Origin of the sequence: Nocardia suismassiliense, from assembly GCF_900269665.1 — a bacterium.
GTDB classification, from domain to species: Bacteria; Actinomycetota; Actinomycetes; order Mycobacteriales; family Mycobacteriaceae; genus Nocardia; species Nocardia suismassiliense.
Genome location: NZ_LT985361.1, coordinates 7,772,366 through 7,789,679, shown reverse-complemented (window position 1 = coordinate 7,789,679; position 17,314 = coordinate 7,772,366). Strand labels below are relative to the sequence as shown.

Below are 17,314 nucleotides of genomic sequence, written 5' to 3'. Positions count from 1 at the left end.
CGACGTAGCGGGCGTTCGCGTCAAGTGGGGTGGGTCCGTACCCCTATGTTTTCTGGGTATCCGGACAGGGGGAGGGTGCGGATGATGGGTAGTGGAGGGAGGGGATGTCGGGGTGGCGATCGACGTCGAGCGGGTGGGGATGGGGGGTGGGGCTCGGGGAGTGGTCGAGCGGGGGCTCAGTGGGGTGCCGCCTACCGCGTTGGTGTTGACGGGGATCGTCAGTGTGCAGGTGGGGGCTGCGCTGGCCAAGCAGTTGTTGTCCGCGACGGGGGCTGCGGGTGCCGTCAGTATGCGGCTGGTGTTCGGCGGGGTGGTTTTGCTGGTGGTGTGGCGGTCCGCGCTGCGGGTCGGGCGGCAGGCGGTGCCGGTGGTGCTGGCGTGTGGCGCGGTGCTGGGGGTGATGAATCTGCTGTTCTATGCGGCGATCGATCGGATACCGCTCGGGATGGCGGTGACGATCGAGTTTCTCGGGCCGTTGGCCGTGGCGTTGGGTGGCTCGCGGCGCTGGACGGATCCGCTGTGGGTGCTGCTGGCCGGGGGTGGCGTGGTGCTGTTGACCCAGGTCGATGGGGCGGTCGACGGAGTCGGGGTGCTGTTGGCGTTCGGGGCAGGAGTGTTGTGGGCGTCCTACATTCTGTTGAGTGCGGCGCTCGGCGAGCAGACCAGTGGTGGAGGTGGGCTGGCGATCGCGATGGCGTTCGGCGGGGTGCTGATGGCGCCGCTCGGGGTGGTCGACGCGGGCAGTGCGTTGCTCGAACCCGCAGTTCTCGCAATGGGATTCGCGGTGGCGATGCTGTCGTCGGTGCTGCCGTACTCGGTGGAGCTGGAGGCGTTGCGGCGGATTCCGCCTCGGGTGTTCGGGGTGCTGATGAGTGTGGAGCCGGCGGTCGCGGCGCTGGCCGGGTTGGTCGTGCTCGGTCAGTTCATGAATATTCCGCAGTGGGTGGGAGTTATCTGCGTGGTGGCTGCTTCCGCGGGTGCGACGCGTACCGCTGAGAAGCGTTGAGGGGCAGCAGTTCTGCACCTGGCAGTCCCATGGGCGCCCGCCTGTGGGCGGCGGTTTCCGGTGGGCGGGATCGGTGCTCGACCTGGGCGCGCGCACCGTGTTACGACGGGCGGTGTGAATCCGATCGGACCGCTCGGCGCTGCCGACGAAGGTTTCAACCATCAGATCATCGATACCGTGGCCACGGTCGGCACCAGTGACCTGGCGTGGACCGAGAAGGTGTGCGCGATGGCGTGTGCGCCGGACGGGTCGGTGCAGTTGGGTTTCGGCTTGGGGCAGTACAAGAATCGCAATGTGCTCGACGGGTACGCGGGGATCTCGCGGGGCGTCGAGCAGGTCACGGTGCGGGGGAGCCGGACCCTCGCGCCGACGCCGGAGGCGCTGTCCGTGGGCCCGATCGAATACGAGATCGTGGAGCCGCTGCGCAAGATTCGGTTCCGGCTAGCGGAAAACGATTGCCAGCCTGTGGCTTTCGATTGGCTGTTCGAGGCTGCGTTGCCCGCGCAGCTCGAGGATCGCACACACCTGCGGCGTGGGTATCGGGTGATGTCGGATCTGGTGCGTTATCACCAGATCGGTACTGCCTCAGGGTGGGTCAGTATCGACGGGGAGCGGACCACGTTCGACGATTGGGTGTCGACCAGGGATCACTCGTGGGGTGTGCGGTATGACGTCGGGGTGCCGCCCGGCGATGTGGAGTCGATGGATCTGCCGCCAGAGGTTTCGTTCCGGATGATCTGGGCGCCGATTTTGCTGACTCGTGCGGACGGGTCACGGTACGGGCTGCACCTGCACTATCAAATCGTGCAGATGGACGGGTTTTTCAGCAAGACGGTGATGGGTGGGGTGGAGCACGCGGACGGACGGTTCGAGAAGTGGAAGGATCTGGTGCCCGAGTTGTCCTTCGACCCGGACAACCGGCGACTGCGTGGTGGGTTGATCCGTGCCATCACGGAGGACGGCACCGAGCGGGTGCTGACCCTGGAAGCCATGTCGGACACCGGGTTCCATCTCGGTGCCGGACTCTACTTCGGGTTCGACGGACGCCACCACGGTTCGTGGCTCGGGCCGGGTCTGCACGTGGACGGCGAGCGGATCGAGGACTGCTCCACCTACGAATCCGCTCGCCGTCTACACCAGATCCGCGACACCGTGGTCCGGGTGATTGATTCCACCGGTGCGAGCGGGGTCGGTAACTGTCAGCCGATCATCACTGGTGGTGACGAGTCTTTGGGGTTGACCAAAGAGTCGTCGTTCATGTGAGGTTCAGGATCTGAACCGGACTGCAGGGCCGGTCTGGCTCGCCGAGAGCTAATCCGGCAACCCAACCCACTTCAGGTGGTAGTCCGATTTGAAGGTAGCCGCGTCAACGAACCCCGCGCTTACCGTGCCCATTCCGGGCTTTGACCAAGCCTCCCCGGCGGAATCCTTGACCGTGACGGTCACCTTCTGGTCCGTACCGTCACACTTGGATTTGTCTTCGCCATCGACAGTCTCAGTGACCTTCACCTGAGCGGAGCCCGATGGCGGCTCGGCGGCTTCTTCGCCTTCTTTTGCTTCCTTGGCTTGTTCTTCGACAGTGACCGTGAGCTTCTTGTGCTCTTTGCTGGTGCAGTTGTAGGTGACCTCTACATCCAAGGTCATTCCATCCTCGGCAGCGGTGACGCCGTCGACGCGAACCCACTCTTTGGCATCGGCCGAAGCCGTCGCGGCAATGCCGATCTGCAGTGCCGCAGCGATCGCCACGACGCTGCCTACCAGGACCTTTGATGTGCGCATAGAATCGGTACCTCCCATTGCTGTTTCGGCGACGCCGGTAGCCGAGCCATGAGCTACCGGTACGTCAGGACTGCTGGCAGAACTGCCATCTGAAACGTGTAAAGCAGGCTCTTGGCGCGCTTATGAGAAATGTGGAACAGCGTCCATCGCATTTCCGGATCCCCGAATGCAAGCCGGAGTCGCGGCTGCATTCGGGGCGGGCAATGTGCGGCGGCCACATGCCTGACCATCGGAATGGGATGGATCGCGGAAAGGTTAGCGCATTGAGTCGGGGGCGACAAAAGGCCAGGTCAGTCGATATTTGCGAGTAATATGTGCCGGACTCCGAAACTACCTGAAATTGCACCCATCCAGAACTGTCCTGGCAACGAATACATACTGTCGTTCGAATTGATTGCTTACTGACAGCTGTTTGTGGATTACTCTTCGTCGTTATGAAACTGAGGGAGGCGCGGCGAGGGCTGCGCGGATCTCATCGACACTCGGATTCACCAGTTGGTGCCCGTTCGCCAGCACGGTAGGCGTGATCTCGTCCCCGCCGGTGATCGCCCGCACCTCGGCCGCAGCGGCCGGATCGCGAGTGATGTCCACTTTGCGGAACGGAATGCCCGCCAGCCGAAGCCGAACACCGAGCCGCTGGCAGTACGGACACCAGCGGCGCCAGTAGATGGTGATCGGCGCGGCGGTTTCGGACGGTCCGGACTCGGTCATCGTGGTCCCTGGTGCGCTCGTCGTTGGCGGGAGCACTACGCCCCGCAGGGTTGTCACTCGAGCGTATACCTGCGGTTAGGCCCGTGCCGGCGACTCTGGAACGCGGGTAGGTCGCCCCCGATCTGCCCGGAAACGGCACCGGAAATTCAGTCGATCCAGGCTGCCGCCGTACCTACGGTCAGGATGTGACCCTTCAGTTTCTGAGCGAGGAACGCGCCACCGAAATTCTGCGCCAGGTGTGGCCGGATGTGGTGGTGACCGAAGTCTGTCCTCGGACGGGCGGGCAATTGAGTTCGGTCTACGAGGTGCGCTGCTCGCAGCCTGCGGATGCGGTGATCGTGAAGGTTTATGCCGATCAGTGGCGCTGGAAGCAGGCCAAGGAGGTCTCCGTGTACCGGCTGCTGAGTGCATACGAGGTCGGCCCGGTGCCGGTGATCCTGCGGGTCGAGCCCGACACCGCCTTATTCGGTTACGCGTGCACCGCCATGACCATGCTGCCCGGCGTGCCGCTTTCGCACGTCAGCGCCGATCTCGATACCGCGCAGGTGGCTCGGGTATACCGACAGCTCGGCGCGACGCTGGCGGCGATCCACCGGATCGGGCAGAGCTCCTACGGTTATCTGACGACTCGAATCTTGGATCCCGAGCCGGACAACACGGCCTATATGACGCGTCAGTTCGCGAAGAAGCTCGCCGAGTTCGAGGAGCTCGGCGGTGACCTGGAACTGCACACCGGGATTCGGAACTATGTGGCGAAACGGACGGACCTGTTTCGGCGCTGTGAGGCACCGGTGTTGTGCCACAACGACTTCCATGAAGGAAACGTCCTTGTCGAGCATCGGGTCGACGGCTGGAAGGTCAGTGGGTTCATCGATGTGGAGAATGCCGTGGCCGCGGATCCGCTGCTGGACCTCGCCAAGACCGACTACTACGCCGTGCAAGGTGACCCGGTGAAGCGGACCGCACTGGTGGACGGTTATGGACCGCTGCCTGCGGATTGGGCGGCGAGGTCGGCGCTGTACCGGCTCTATCACGCCCTGGAACTGTGGGATTGGTTTGCCGCTATCGGGGAGGGGGCGCTGTTGGCCGGGATTGCGGAGGATATTCGGCGGATGGTCTGAAACATTCGACGGTTTGTGTCACGTGGCGGGGCTTGGGGGGTGAGGATGCTACGTACTCGCCGGGGTGCGGTGCTCCGGTGCCCAGGACTAGGACCGAATTCATGAAGGTTGTGCGGATGCGGGTGGGGGTTGTTGCGGGAGTTATGGGGGTCGCGGCGGTGGCTGCGGTGGGTGTGGCGCCGGGGGTGGGGGCGATGGTGACGCAGGTGGGGATGGCGCCGGGGATCAGTTTCGGGTCGTCGACCAATTATGGGACGGGGTGCCGGTATCAGGCGCGGGCTACGGTGACCGACGTGGTGCAGCCGGTTGTGTTCTACGACAACGGGATTCCGTTCGCGGTGACGCGGCCGTCCGGGGGGACGGCGTTGGTGGATTGGGTGCCGGCGACGCCGGGGCTGCACACGATCAGTGCTGTCCAGGCGCCGGATGATCGGATCGTCGCGGGGGTGGATATCCGCGTCGGGAACGGTATGCACGTGGGGAACGGCTGCGTCGTCGGCAACGGCTGAAACGGACAAACCGGCACTGCGTTCCAGCGCAGTCGAATTGCGCTGCCGACCGAGTGGTGGGCGCGGCGTTGCGGGGCTACCATCTCCTCGTCGGGCGCCCGTGAGGAGGGCAGTGATGTGGGAAACTCCGTTCGGGACGGCCAGCGCCGATCCCGCTCGTGGCCCGCTGTCGCCGGGGGTACGGACATGATCAAAGTCGAACTCGACATCAATTCCGGCAAGCCGAATCCGCGGTGGAAACTTACGCCTGGAGACGAGGCGCAGCTGCACGGATTGATCGCCGCGGCGCCACGTGCAGCGGTCGGCGAGATCGAAAACCACAGTGAATACCGGGGTTTCGTCGCTCAGCTATCGGACGAGGAGACCCTGCGGGTGCATCGTGGGGTGATGGAGATCGCGCGCGGCGACCAATGCTCGTATCGCACCGACGGTGATCGCGCGGTCGAGCGGTGGCTGCTGGCGACCGGGCGACCGACGCTGGAACCCGGCGACTACCAGACTGTTGTTGCGGCTCTGTGGGATTGAGCGCAGGGTGCGCCGAAGCCTGGCGGTAGCCGCACATCTTCTGATTTCCCGCACACCGACTTGCCGTGCTGACACGCGTGCGGATGTCAAAGTGTGTGCGGCGGCTTGCGAACTTCTGTTGCGGCAGTGGATTTCGAGGACTGACCATTGACGCCTTGAACACTTTGACGCAATATGTTCAACATGAGCAGCACGGCGCAGGAAGCGCCACGGGGTGAAGCGTCCATCGAGCTGGTGCTCGGCGCGGCGGAATGTGTTCGGCGCTTCGGGGTCAACGGATTTCGGCTGACCGAGGTCGCCAAGATCGCGGGAGTGTCCCGGGGGACGGTGTACAACGGGTTCGGCGACAAGGAAACCGCGATCAACGCGGGGCTGGCCTACCTGTGCGATGCCTTCATCGAGGGACTGGCGGCGGGGGTGCGTCCGCTGCCGACGCTGCGCGAGCAGATCGGTGCGGCGGCGGCGATGATCTACGACCACGTGCGCACACCGCAGGCCTTCTCACCGGCGCTGCGCACCGAGAGCATCATCGCCACGCTGCTGGAACACTACGGCGACAACCTGTGCCACAGCTGGGCCGCGTTCTGGGCGGCCCTGGTCGCCGAGGCGCAGCGCCGCGGCGAAGTCGACCGCGACCTGGTGCCGCTGCACGCCGGCGACTGGATCGTTCGCGTCCTGCTCAGCTTGGAGATCCTGCCATTCGTGGTGGCCGGTTTCACCGATGCGGACGATGTGCGGGCGCGCACCAGCGACTTCCTGCTCAACGGACTCGCACCCCGCGCCGCCGAGGAAGTGAAAGCGGATGGCAAGTGAGGACTTCGAGGTCGCGATCATCGGCGCCGGACCGGGCGGGATCACCGCCGCGTATCACCTATTACGTTCCGGCATAACAGATTTCGTCATCGTGGAGCGCGCCGGGGATTTCGGCGGCAGCTGGCGCGACAATGTCTACCCCGGCCTCGCCGTCGACATTCCGACCCTCTTCTACCAATTCCCCTTCGCACGAAAGGCCGATTGGTCGCGACTGTTCCCGGAGGGGCCTGAGATCCAGCGGTACAACCAGCAGGTTGCCGCAGACCTGAACCTGTACAAGTACTTTCGCGGCAGCTGCACGGTAGAATGCGAAGTCTGGGACGACCGAGCGCAGGTCTGGGTGCTGGACATTGCCGGGGACGAGCCGGTCCGGGCCCGCTTCGTCATCAATGCCGTCGGCGGATACATCAACGCGAAGTCGGCCGACACCATCGCAGGCACCGACGACTTCCGCGGGACAATCCTGCGCCCCAACTCCTGGGACCCCGGATACTCCTGTCGCGGTAGGCGAGTGGCGGTGATCGGCACCGGGTCGAGCTCGGTACAGATCGTCGCAGCGCTCGTCGACGAGGCCGAGCGAGTGGATGTCTATCAGCGGACACCCTCGTGGATCCTGCCCAAGCCCGACCTCGCGTTTTCCCCACGCGCGCAACGGGTGCTGGCCATTCCTGGCGTCGCCGCAGCCATAAACGGAACCTTGCTGGCGGCCATGGAGATCCCGCTGCAACTGATCTGCCACGTGCTTCCCCTGCTACCGCGCAGACTGCTCGCCACCTTGCTGCCCCAGTACGACAGGATCTGGCGTGCTCTGTATCGAATAATGTTGCGGCACAGAGTCAGCAACGATGCCGATCGCAGTGCCCTGGTGCCGAACTACGGCATCCTCGCCAAGCGCCCGGTGTTGTCGAGCAGCTTCTTCACCGCGCTCGAGTCGGATTCGGCGGCACTGGTCGTGCACCCGATCGAGCGAATCACCCCCGACGGCATCCGCACGACGGACGGCACGGAACGTGCGTACGACCTGATCGTCCTGGCAACCGGCTACGAGCTGTTCACCGACCCAGAGGCCTATCGGCGTGGAAAAACGCTGGGCCCCAACGGCTTCGATCTTGCTGATGACTATCGCGACAAGGGCCTGCGCAGCTACGGCGGCTCAGCTCATCCCGGCCTACCGAACCGCTGGTCGCTGGTAGCGCCGCAAGGCTTCGTCGGCGCGGCCTGGCATACCTTCGTAGACCTCACCGCGCGGCACGCGATACGGATCATCATCGAGACCAGCCGACGTGACGCCGCCGTCGCACAGGTTCGTACCGAGGCGTTCGACCGCTGGGTACGCAAGATGCGCAGACACGGCAAGGTCATCAGCACCTACACCGTCGACTGCAATCCCGGCCTGCGCACCTACTTCGTCAACTCGCAAGGCGAGGCGCTGTACTACCGGCCGCAAACCATCAGTGGCGCACTGTGGTTCAGCCGGTTCTCCTCGCTCGACGACTACTCCTTCACGCCACACAACTGAATCCATCGAGAATCGAGGCACTCCCATGACCGCACTCGCCGGAAAAGTCGCCCTGGTCACCGGAGCCGCACGCGGACAAGGACGTTCGCACGCGATCCGGCTGGCCCGAGCCGGCGCCGACATCGTCGCCCTCGACGTCTGCGCGCAGACCGCGACATTCAGCGGCTATGCGATGGCCGAACCCGAGGACCTGGCCGAAACGGCCCGGCTGGTCGAGGCGGAAGGGCGCAAGGTGCTGACGAGTCAGGTCGATGTGCGTGACCTGGCCGGGCAACAGGCCGCCGTTGCCGAGCTCATCGCCACTTTCGGTCGCCTCGACATCGTGGTTGCCAATGCGGGAGTGTGCAGTTGGGGCCGGCTCTGGGAGATCTCGGCCGAGCAGTTCCAGGAGGCCGTCGACGTCAACCTGGTCGGCGTCTGGAACACCATCAAGGCCACGGTCCCCGCGATGATCGAGGCGGGCAACGGCGGGTCGATCATCACCGTCAGTTCCTCCGCGGGGGTGAAGGCGCCGCCCGGCTGCGGCCATTACGCCGCAAGCAAATTCGGCGTCGTCGGCCTGACCAAATCGCTGGCCGTCGAGCTCGGTGAATACGGCATCCGCGCGAATACGGTGCTGCCGTACGGGACCAACACCCCGCTGGGCAATGACACGTCGATGTACTCGCTGTTCGAGCAGCACCCCACCTTTGTCTACAGCTTCCAGCCGAACTTGTTGAAGACCGATGGGCTGGTGGAACCCGAGGAGATCTCCGAGGTCGTCGTATGGCTGGCGGGCGACGCGTCGGGGGTCATCACCGGTGCGCAGATACCTGTCGACAAGGGATTCTTGGCGAGGTAACCAAGCCCGACTGCATGGCTCGACCCGGGCCCGTATGACCTCGACCACAGCTTCCGCGCAGGTAGTGTCGGTTTCGTGGAGTTTGCCACCTAACGGAATGGAGAAAGCTGTGCAGATCCAGATCAATACCGGAAGCGGCATCCACGGCGGCGAAGACCTGAACCGGTGGGCGGAGACCGAGATCGCCTCGGTGCTCGATCGTTTCAGCGATCAGCTGACGCGGGTCGAGGCCCACCTGACCGACCAGAACGGCGAAAAGGGCGGCCCGGAGGACAAGCAGTGTGTGCTGGAGGCCCGGCCCGCCGGTCAGCATCCGGTGGCGGCCACACATCGTGCCGGGTCGGTCGAAGAAGCGGTGCGCGGGGCGGCGGACAGCATGGCGCACCTGCTCGACAGCAAGTTCGGGCGCCTGCACCACACCAAGGGTGGCGAGACGATCCGGCACATGCCTGCCCCCGACTAGGCCCCGGTGGTGGAACCAGGACGGACGATCATCAGCACGGTGACGACGACCCACAGCAGGTTGAAAATGCCTGTGTCCATGCCGAGTCGGCGGATCAGGGTGGGCGTCGCGCCGGGCAGGTCGGCGAGGATCTTGTGCTGGCCCGGCAGGATGAGCAGCGCGAGCACCCCACCCGCGGCGGCGGTCAAGCCGATGGAAACGATGAGCCAGGGGTCGGTGAGCACGCCGAGGCTGAGCGCGGTGAGCGCGCCGAAGATCGGGACGAGGATCCCGAGGTAGGCATAGACGCGGCAGATGCGGTGCAGCGTCGCGAGCACGGCGGGTTCGCTACCGTTGTCCGCGAGGGCACGTCGTGTGGTCGGCGGGAACATGCTCGCCGCGACCGTCACCGGTCCGACAGCGAGGATCACGGCCAGCACGTGGACCGACAGCAGAAACTTCGTCACAGCGGCGAGGTTAGCGGCGATCCGTCCGGTGAGGAATAGGCGAAACTGCCATACACCGGTCGATTCTGGCCAACTGCACTGAACTGGCCTTTCGAGCGGTACCAGCAAGTCAGCCCTGTTGGCGAGAATCTGGCAGCGACCTAGCATGGGGCCATGCATGTGGTGGCTGTTCTCGCACTGGACCAGGTCATCCCCTCCGACCTCACGACACCCATCGACGTGTTCGGCTGCGCCAGGCTGCCCGACGGACGGCCCGCGTATCGGGTACGGGTCTGCGGCGCCGCGCCGACGGTGGATGCCGGTGCGTTCATACTGCAACCACCGTTCGACCTGACGGCACTGGCCGACGCGGACACCATCATCGTGCCGGGCCGGACCGATCCCATGCTGCCGGTCGCCGACGACGTGCTCGACGCGCTGCGGCAGGCGGCCGCCGCGGGCACTCGCATCGCCTCGATCTGCGTCGGCGCCTTCGTCCTCGCCGCCACCGGCCTGCTCGACGGACAACGCGCGACCACGCACTGGGCCGCCGCCACCGAGTTCGCGGCCCGCTACCCCGCCATCGATGTCGACCCGGACGTGCTCTACGTGGACAACGGTCAGCTGCTCACCTCGGCGGGCGCCGCCGCGGGAATCGACCTGTGCCTGCACCTGATTCGCCGCGATCACGGCTCCGCGATCGCCGCCGACGCGGCGCGTCTCTCGGTGGTCCCGCTGGAACGTGAAGGGGGACAGGCACAGTTCATCGTGCACGACCAGCCGCCGACCCCGCGCGGTTCGGCGCTGGAACCGATAACCCGTTGGCTCCAGGACAATTTCGCGAAGGACCTGACCCTGGAGGACATCGCCGCGCAGGCCGGGATGAGCACGCGCACGCTCAACCGCCGCTTCCGCGAACAGACCGGGACAACGCCGTTGCAGTGGCTGCTGCGGGCCCGTATTCGCCAGGCGCAGTACCTGCTCGAATCGACCGGTCACCCGGTGGACCGGATCGCGGGGCAGGTCGGTTTCGGTTCGCCGACCGCGTTCCGGGATAGGTTCAAGCGAGTCGTCGGTACCAGCCCGCACAGCTATCGCGCGGCCTTTTCACGGGCCGCAATCGACGGCTGACCAGCGCGGAAGCTTGTCACGTCAACCGGAGTAACGCGCTCCGTTTCTCGATAGAATTCATCCGTCGAATCCCGATCCACCAGCAAGGCGAGGGACAGGTTGGTTATGACCGAGAATGACGGAACACCCCGAGTCGTCCCATCGACGATCGACTACGAACATGCTTACAGCAGCGGCACCCCCTTCGAGGGTGTGACCATGGACCGGCTCCCCTGGGAGATCGACCGGCCGCAACCGCTGCTCGTTGAGTTCGAGCAGGCGGGCCGGATCACCGGCGATGTGCTCGACATCGGTTGTGGCCGAGGGGATACCAGTGTTTATCTGGCCGGCCTCGGCTACCGGGTCACCGGGCTGGATTTCGCGCCGACGGCGATCGAAGCGGCCCGGGCCCGGGCGGCGGAAAATGGTGTGGCGGCGTCGTTCGCCGTCGCGGACGCGACGGTGCTCGCCGGCTACGACAACCGGTTCGACACTGTAGTCAGCAGTGCCCTCGCCCATTGCCTGGATCCGGAACAGCGCAAGCCCTACGTGGCGGCGCTGCACCGAGTGCTCCGGCCCGGCGGGCGATTGATCCAATTCTGTTTCTGCGAAGCCGAATACAGCGACTCCTACGCTCCGTTCGCGATCGGCGAGGACGAACTGCGCACCGCCTTCCGGGCACCGGATTGGCATCTCACCGAGTTCCGCCGCGGCAAGCTCACCGCGATCAAACCGACCCCGACGTTGCAGGAGGTTTTCGAACGCGACGGCGTACAACTCGAGTACGACGAGGACGGCTCTATGCTGCTGCCCATCTGGGTGGTGGAGGCCGAACGGGTCTGAGCCGCAGGCCGATGATTTTTCGATCGCCACCTCGTCAGATCAGGCAACACAGGCACTACTGATCCAGGAGTTGGACGATGAGGAAAATCACCGCAGGCTTGTTCGCCGCCCTCGACGGCGTGGTCGCCGATCCGCAGGACTGGCACTTCCCGTACTTCAACGACGAGATGGGCGTGGCGGTCACCGCACAGATGGGCAACGCCGACACGATGCTGCTCGGCCGCGTCACCTACGAAGGTTTCGCGGCGGCCTGGCCGGAGCGGGAAACCGCGGGTGGTGAGGACGCGGAGATGGCCAAGTCGTTCGGCGATGCCCGCAAGATCGTCGTTTCGCATCAGGATCTCGACCTCACCTGGCGCAATTCGGAGGTGTTGAAGGGCGAGCTGATCGAGGCGGTGACCGCGCTGAAGAACGAGCCGGGCGGCGATATCGCCATGAGCGGGTCGGTCTCCGTCGTCCGCCAGCTGCTCGACGCCGGACTGCTGGACGAGCTGCATCTGCTGGTGCACCCCATCGTGGTGGGCAAGGGCCTGCGGCTGTTCGAGGATCGGGACACGACGCTGCCGCTGCGGCTGCTCTCCTCGGAAACCTTCACCACCGGCGTGCTGCACCTGGTCTACACCAAGGATGAGGCCGCGCCCACCGGCGGCTACGAGGAAGCGAAAGCCAACCTGCCGCACGCGGATCAGTAGGTGATCCGCCGCGGGCCGTCCGGCACGGCCCGCGGCACGGGGGTGTCGAGCAGGTGCGCGAGCTGCCGGACGACCTCGCCGGCCAGGACCGCCTGGCCCGCAGTGCTGAAGTGAATGCCGTCCGCGCTCAACAGGTTCGGTCGATCGTTCAACGGGTGGTCCCACATGTCGATCACCGTGGCGTCGAATTCCGCGGCCAGCGTGCGGGTGATGTCGTTGAGTCGGCGGACTCGGTCGCGAAAGTCCGGAAAGACCGGTACGACATAGGCTTTGCCGAGGGTGAACGTGGTCAGCTGGGCGCCCGTGCCTGCCGCCATCCGGTACATGTCCCGCAGAATCTGCTCGATCTCATCGAAATCCGGTGCGCGGCGCACGATATCGTTCGCGCCGGAGGGCAGATGCAGGAGGTCGGGCGCGAATTCGCGCATCCGATCCGCTTGGTGCCGCAGGGTTTCCATGGTGGTTGCCCCGACCACCGCGGTGTTGAGGTAGGCCAGGTCGGGCCGGACGCGCCGCAGGACGTCGGCGACCCGGTCGGGCCAGCCGAGGGTCGTGTAGCCCGGCGTCGGATCGCCGGTGCCCGCGGAGAGGCTGTCGCCGATCACGGCAAACCGTTGCCAGGGTGCGTCGAAGAGCAGCGCCGCGGCCTCCAGGGGAGGAAGGCAGAACGGATCGGTCTCTTCGGTGGTGGGGCGAGCCAGGGTCATGGACAAACAATACGTTCGTACGTATGTGTAAATCAAGTAGTTGTCATCGCGTCCAGGTGGCTCGGTGGCTGGTTTGCCGACCGGGCTGCTGGGGAGATCCTCGAAAGGCGTTAGCCTGCCAGCGCTTTGGAGACGATGCCGCCGGTGATCGCCTTCGTCAGGTAGTGCGTGGAGTCGTGCGGGCTCGCACCGTTGTCCAGCGGCTCCTCGGTGATCGGGGTGACGTCGGAGCCGGGGAACGGCGGGAAGTATGGGGCGAGGTCGAGGTGGGCGGCGACCAGGTCGTCGCGGTCGACCAGGTTGTACCAGTTGCCCACGGATTTGGGGACGGTGGAAGGTTGCGGGCGGAGCCGGTCATAGATGACGGTGCGCAGGCCGAGCGGGGAACCCATGGTCAGCAGGGTCACCTCCTGGTCGACCCGGTGCAGCGCCTCGTAGGCGACGACCGAGCCGAGGGAATGCGCGATGACGAGCTTGGTGTCCGGGCCGACATGGGCGAGCACCTGCTGCTGGGCGTACTCGCGCACCTCGTCGTCGGTGAAGTAGCGGCTGACCTGGGAAAGCGCGCGCACCACGAACTTCTCGGCGAGCCCGACGCCGAACGGCGCGAACCAGCGCAGCCGGACCAGTGCGTTGAGGGCCGGGCGCAGTGCGGCTTTGACGCCCTGCGGCCGGGCGTCCGGCGGTGGCACGGCGGTCAGCCGCTGGGCGGTCGCCCGGTCGCGCTGGTCACCCGCGTGCTCGGCGGCGTTGGCCAACCACACCTCGGCGAGCTGTTCCATGAGCACGAGCTGCTCGTCGTCGAGGTCGCCCACCGCGGTGCCCTGGGCGCCCTTGGCGAGGAACTTGTTGCCGTAGTAGGCCATTCGTGTCGAGATGTCGCCGGGTAGACCGTTGCGCCAGAGTCGATCGGCGAGTTCGTTGTCGCCGTGATTGCGCACCCCGCCCGCCAGTCCTGGCAGCCATTGAATTTCCAGCGTGTCGGCCGCCGCTTGCTCCTGCGCGATGCCGTGTACAAGGACGATAGTTGCCAACGTCCCCACCCCTTTCGTCGGACTTGTCAGGCCCTGTGACGTTGTCTTGCGATATTTTCGCCTACTCGGCGCCGCTTGTCGCGGGTGTTTCAGTCGGCCCGCCACTTGATCGAGCAGCCCATGCTGGGCCGGTGTGGTTCCGGCACCGGCTTACCGTCCAGGACGGTTTCGATCGCGGTCCGTAAGTCGTTGCCGGTCAACGGTTTCCCGTTACCGGGCGTGGATTCGTCGAAGGCGCCGCGGTAGGCGAGCGTGAGGGACGCGTCGTAGAGGAAGAAGTCGGGCGTGCACGCGGCTTGGAAGGCGCGGCCCACCTCCTGCGACTCGTCGATCAGGTAGGGAAACGTCCAGCCCGCGCGAATTGCCTGGTCACGCAGGTGGACCGGGGCGTCGTCGGGGTAGTTGGCGGCGTCGTTGGTGCTGATTGCCACGGTCGGCATGGGCAGCGAGTCGACGAGCGCGCCGAGCGCCGACTCGAGATGCTTGACGTAGGGGCAGTGGTTCGATGCGAAGACGACCAGCAGACCAGGCCCGTTTTCGAAGTCCGCGCGCGAGTGCGTCTGCTGATCGAGGTCGGGCAGGGAGAAGTCCGGTGCCGGTGTACCGAGGGGAACCATGCGGGATGCGAGCGCCATGGAAGTGCTTCCGTCGGGATCGAAGACGGTACGAGCGTAGCGCCGCACAGTGGTGTTCGCCGGAAATCCGTGGGAGCAACGGAGACGTGGTAGCTCCTACGTCGCGAGATCCGACGGGTCGGTATTCGCACCACACACCACGACGCACACCTGCTCGCCGGGCTCGGGCCGGTAAGCGGGCTGGTCGCCGAACACCGCGGCAAGTGCTGTCGCGGCACCGTATTCGACGGCGAGGCGGCGGTCCTCCCAGACGGCGCGGCGGGCCGCGACGATGTCCGCGTCGTCGACGAGCAGCGAGACGACGTCGTAGTGCTGCGCGGCATGCAGCGCCAACTCGGTGGCACGGCGCGCACCGAGGGAGTCGGCGGCGATCGAGTCGACGTCGACATCGACGATCTGCCCCGCCTCGATCGATGCGTTGAGCGCACGGCAATACCTCGGCTCCACCGCGACCGTCCGTACGCCGTAATGAGCTGCGGCAGTGGCTACTCCGGCAAACAGGCCGCCACCACCGACGGCGACCACCACGGTGTCCAGCTCGGGCAGCTGCTGGTGGATCTCGGCCATCAGCGTGCCCGCACCCGCGGCGATGAGCGGATTGTCGTACGCGTGCGACAGCAAAGCGCCTGTCGTGGCGGCGAATTCGCGACTGGCCGCGAGTGCGTCGGCGTACTGCGTGCCGATCAACGTGACCTCGGCGCCGTAGGAGCGCAGGCGGTCCACCTTCACCTTCGGCGCGGTGGTCGGCAGGAACACAGTGGCGCGGACGCCCTGTTCCCGGGCGGCCCACGCGCACGCCAGCCCGGCGTTGCCGCCGGAGGCGATCGTCACGCCCGCGTCCGGCAGTGTGCCGTTCTCCTGATGTGTCAGTAGGAAATTCAGTGCGCCGCGCGCCTTGAAGCTGCCGGTGTGCTGCATCAACTCCAGGGCCAACCACAACTGTCCCGCGCCGTCGTCGGCGGCGGCGACGGCAACCGGCCGGACGCGGCCGGCCACCCGCGCGACGGCGGCTTTGATATCGGTGTGGGTCAGTTCCATCGGGTTCCTCAGTGTTCGCGGCGGTGCGGTGCGAACTCCAGGGTAAGCAGCGCGGCGGCGGCGATGACGACCTCGCGCCAGCGGATCAGCACATACCGCTGGTCCGACAGCGCGTGGAACTTGCGCAGGAATCGGTACAGCGACTCCAGCCGGATCAGCGGATCACCGAGGTGCACAAGCACATAGATGAGCTTCGCGGTGCGCGACTTGTGCTTGTCGGCGAAGAGCTCGGGAAAAGGCGCGAACGCCAACGAGATCCGGTGGATGTCGTGCGCGCGGGCGTAGTCGACCAGGTCGATGATCATCCGCTCGTCCAGGCCGTTCGGGGCGTCCTTGCGCCGCCACGGCACATCGAGGCTCAGTTCGCGGCCCCGGTTGGACATGCCGTAACGCTGGAAGCCGGACAGCGTCCCGTCCGCGTCCTTGGCCATGACCACCAGCATGTTCGGGTTCCGCCCGTCCAGCAGGTGATCGAGGATCATCGAGAAGCCGCGCGTCTGCCTGCCCCTGCCCCATTCGTCGACGATGGCGAGCAGCCCGTCGCGTTGCTGATCGGTGAGCGCCGACTCGTCCACGATCTCGGTGGCGACACCGAAATTGCGGGTGCGGCTGACGGCTTGGCGCAGATTGCGGTAATGCCTGCCGACCAGCGCGAAGTCGTCCACTTCGATCACCACGTCGCGGCCGATCGGAACGGCATGCAGCCCACGGTGTTCCAGCGCGCGGCGCCGCCACATATCGGCCAGCGCCGGGCTGGCGCCGAGCACCGCGACGCGCCAGCCCTGGTTGATCGCGAAATCGGAGAACTCCGTGAGCAGTTCGGGGAACGCCGCACGGTCCCCGATCGGGTCGCCCGCCACCACGGCGATGCCGAAGCGGGTCCGGTAGCCGATCGCCGCGGTCGAATTCGCGTTGAAAAAATAGGTTTTCGAGGAGTGCAGCGCGAACGGAGCGAGCGGGTCGCGCTCGGTGCGGCCGACCAGTTCGGCGACGCGATAGAGCTGTTCGGGCTGCGGCTTACTCGACTGCGGCAGCACCATGATGAAACCGCTGGCGGCGAGCAGCACGAATCCGTAGCTCGGATGTTCCGCGCGGTAGGCGAGATGGGCGATCGCCAAAACCAGGAGGGCGACCGTGAAGTGCGGCAGCGTGATCGGGCGCCGCAGATGCAGGCCGCGGGCCACGAAGACGCCGGCCACCGCGATACCGAGGAACCACGCGTGATCCGGCCCCTCCTGCGCCGCCGGATGCGCCGCGTACACCAGCAGCACGCTGACGATCAGCGCGACGCCGATGAAGACAGGCCGGGTCGTCGTGGTGGTCGTGAGGGCAGCTTGGCGGTACCCGGTAAAGGCCGAGTAGCGCGGCGTCGCGGCGGCCGCGCCCCGTTGGTCACCCACGCGGATACTCCGCCCCGCCGTCGCGTTCCTCCATCCACACCAGCTCGGCCATGTGGTCCTCCCGATGATCGCCTGCCGACAACACTATGCGGAACCGGCGGTTCCGGGGATAACGCCCCCGTAAACCGGCCGGTCGGTCGTGT

20 protein-coding genes are annotated in these 17,314 nt (G+C 65.9%); 12 read left to right on the top strand and 8 right to left on the bottom strand.

The features are described from left to right. Positions 1-112: 112 nt before the first annotated feature. Together DBO33_RS34745 and DBO33_RS34740 are read left to right on the top strand one after the other, a co-directional pair. Entirely contained in the window at positions 113-1,006 is an 894-nt protein-coding gene (locus DBO33_RS34745) for an EamA family transporter (RefSeq protein ID WP_234391211.1), read from the top strand. Between the two features lie 114 nt (positions 1,007-1,120). Continuing rightward, positions 1,121-2,269 (top strand): hypothetical protein, encoded by a 1,149-nt coding sequence (locus DBO33_RS34740; protein WP_107658818.1) that lies wholly within the window; start codon positions 1,121-1,123, stop codon positions 2,267-2,269. A gap of 48 nt (positions 2,270-2,317) precedes the next feature. Here DBO33_RS34740 and DBO33_RS34735 read toward each other — a convergent pair whose 3' ends face one another. Both DBO33_RS34735 and DBO33_RS34730 read right to left on the bottom strand, forming a co-directional pair. Next, complete coding sequence (locus tag DBO33_RS34735; RefSeq protein ID WP_107658817.1) at positions 2,318-2,785, bottom strand: hypothetical protein; 468 nt, start codon at positions 2,783-2,785, stop codon at positions 2,318-2,320. Positions 2,786-3,217: 432 nt separating this feature from the next. After that, on the bottom strand, positions 3,218-3,496 hold the full coding sequence (locus DBO33_RS34730) for a glutaredoxin family protein (protein ID WP_107658816.1): 279 nt from the start codon (positions 3,494-3,496) through the stop codon (positions 3,218-3,220). 185 nt (positions 3,497-3,681) lie between these two features. On the opposite strand from DBO33_RS34730, the gene DBO33_RS34725 reads away from it, so the two are divergent. From DBO33_RS34725 to DBO33_RS34695, 7 genes are all read left to right on the top strand, one after another. Next, a complete protein-coding gene (locus tag DBO33_RS34725) occupies positions 3,682-4,617 on the top strand; it encodes a phosphotransferase family protein (RefSeq protein WP_199856849.1) in 936 nt (311 codons plus the stop codon). Between the two features lie 101 nt (positions 4,618-4,718). Next, complete coding sequence (locus DBO33_RS34720; protein ID WP_107658815.1) at positions 4,719-5,126, top strand: hypothetical protein; 408 nt, start codon at positions 4,719-4,721, stop codon at positions 5,124-5,126. Positions 5,127-5,312: 186 nt separating this feature from the next. Next, positions 5,313-5,651, top strand: coding sequence for a hypothetical protein (locus DBO33_RS34715; protein WP_107658814.1), 339 nt, complete (start codon positions 5,313-5,315; stop codon positions 5,649-5,651). Positions 5,652-5,834: 183 nt separating this feature from the next. After that, on the top strand, positions 5,835-6,464 hold the full coding sequence (locus DBO33_RS34710; protein WP_159080679.1) for a TetR/AcrR family transcriptional regulator: 630 nt from the start codon (positions 5,835-5,837) through the stop codon (positions 6,462-6,464). Beyond that, positions 6,454-7,983: a flavin-containing monooxygenase gene (locus tag DBO33_RS34705; protein ID WP_107658812.1), complete on the top strand. Its 1,530-nt coding sequence runs from the start codon at positions 6,454-6,456 to the stop codon at positions 7,981-7,983. The genes DBO33_RS34710 and DBO33_RS34705 overlap by 11 nt, the downstream gene beginning before the upstream one ends. Positions 7,984-8,008: 25 nt before the next feature. Next, positions 8,009-8,824 carry a mycofactocin-coupled SDR family oxidoreductase gene (locus tag DBO33_RS34700; RefSeq protein ID WP_107658811.1) on the top strand — a complete coding sequence of 272 codons (816 nt, stop codon included), beginning with the start codon at positions 8,009-8,011 and terminating at the stop codon, positions 8,822-8,824. A gap of 97 nt (positions 8,825-8,921) precedes the next feature. Continuing rightward, a complete protein-coding gene (locus DBO33_RS34695; RefSeq protein WP_234391210.1) occupies positions 8,922-9,287 on the top strand; it encodes an HPF/RaiA family ribosome-associated protein in 366 nt (121 codons plus the stop codon). Here DBO33_RS34695 and DBO33_RS34690 read toward each other — a convergent pair. Further along, complete coding sequence (locus DBO33_RS34690; RefSeq protein ID WP_107658810.1) at positions 9,284-9,733, bottom strand: hypothetical protein; 450 nt, start codon at positions 9,731-9,733, stop codon at positions 9,284-9,286. The genes DBO33_RS34695 and DBO33_RS34690 overlap by 4 nt on opposite strands. A gap of 153 nt (positions 9,734-9,886) precedes the next feature. On the opposite strand from DBO33_RS34690, the gene DBO33_RS34685 reads away from it, so the two are divergent. The 3 genes from DBO33_RS34685 to DBO33_RS34675 all read left to right on the top strand — a co-directional run bounded on the left by DBO33_RS34685 (position 9,887) and on the right by DBO33_RS34675 (position 12,357). Next, positions 9,887-10,843 carry a GlxA family transcriptional regulator gene (locus tag DBO33_RS34685; RefSeq protein WP_107658809.1) on the top strand — a complete coding sequence of 319 codons (957 nt, stop codon included), beginning with the start codon at positions 9,887-9,889 and terminating at the stop codon, positions 10,841-10,843. Between the two features lie 105 nt (positions 10,844-10,948). Next, complete coding sequence (locus tag DBO33_RS34680; RefSeq protein ID WP_107658808.1) at positions 10,949-11,665, top strand: class I SAM-dependent methyltransferase; 717 nt, start codon at positions 10,949-10,951, stop codon at positions 11,663-11,665. Between the two features lie 77 nt (positions 11,666-11,742). Then, positions 11,743-12,357 (top strand): dihydrofolate reductase family protein, encoded by a 615-nt coding sequence (locus DBO33_RS34675; RefSeq protein WP_107658807.1) that lies wholly within the window; start codon positions 11,743-11,745, stop codon positions 12,355-12,357. On the opposite strand, the gene DBO33_RS34670 is transcribed toward DBO33_RS34675, so the two are convergent. The 5 genes from DBO33_RS34670 to DBO33_RS34650 all read right to left on the bottom strand — a co-directional run bounded on the left by DBO33_RS34670 (position 12,351) and on the right by DBO33_RS34650 (position 17,171). Further along, entirely contained in the window at positions 12,351-13,064 is a 714-nt protein-coding gene (locus DBO33_RS34670; RefSeq protein WP_107658806.1) for an SGNH/GDSL hydrolase family protein, read from the bottom strand. The two genes, DBO33_RS34675 and DBO33_RS34670, sit on opposite strands and share 7 nt — an antisense overlap. Positions 13,065-13,174: 110 nt before the next feature. Then, complete coding sequence (locus DBO33_RS34665; protein WP_107658805.1) at positions 13,175-14,107, bottom strand: hypothetical protein; 933 nt, start codon at positions 14,105-14,107, stop codon at positions 13,175-13,177. 80 nt (positions 14,108-14,187) lie between these two features. Beyond that, the gene (locus tag DBO33_RS34660; RefSeq protein WP_107658804.1) at positions 14,188-14,733 is read right to left on the bottom strand and encodes a thioredoxin family protein; all 546 of its coding nucleotides are present in this window, start codon (positions 14,731-14,733) and stop codon (positions 14,188-14,190) included. Positions 14,734-14,829: 96 nt separating this feature from the next. Beyond that, positions 14,830-15,771, bottom strand: coding sequence for a threonine/serine dehydratase (locus DBO33_RS34655; RefSeq protein WP_107658803.1), 942 nt, complete (start codon positions 15,769-15,771; stop codon positions 14,830-14,832). Positions 15,772-15,779: 8 nt separating this feature from the next. Then, positions 15,780-17,171 carry a bifunctional lysylphosphatidylglycerol flippase/synthetase MprF gene (locus tag DBO33_RS34650; protein WP_107658802.1) on the bottom strand — a complete coding sequence of 464 codons (1,392 nt, stop codon included), beginning with the start codon at positions 17,169-17,171 and terminating at the stop codon, positions 15,780-15,782. Positions 17,172-17,314 lie beyond the last annotated feature (143 nt).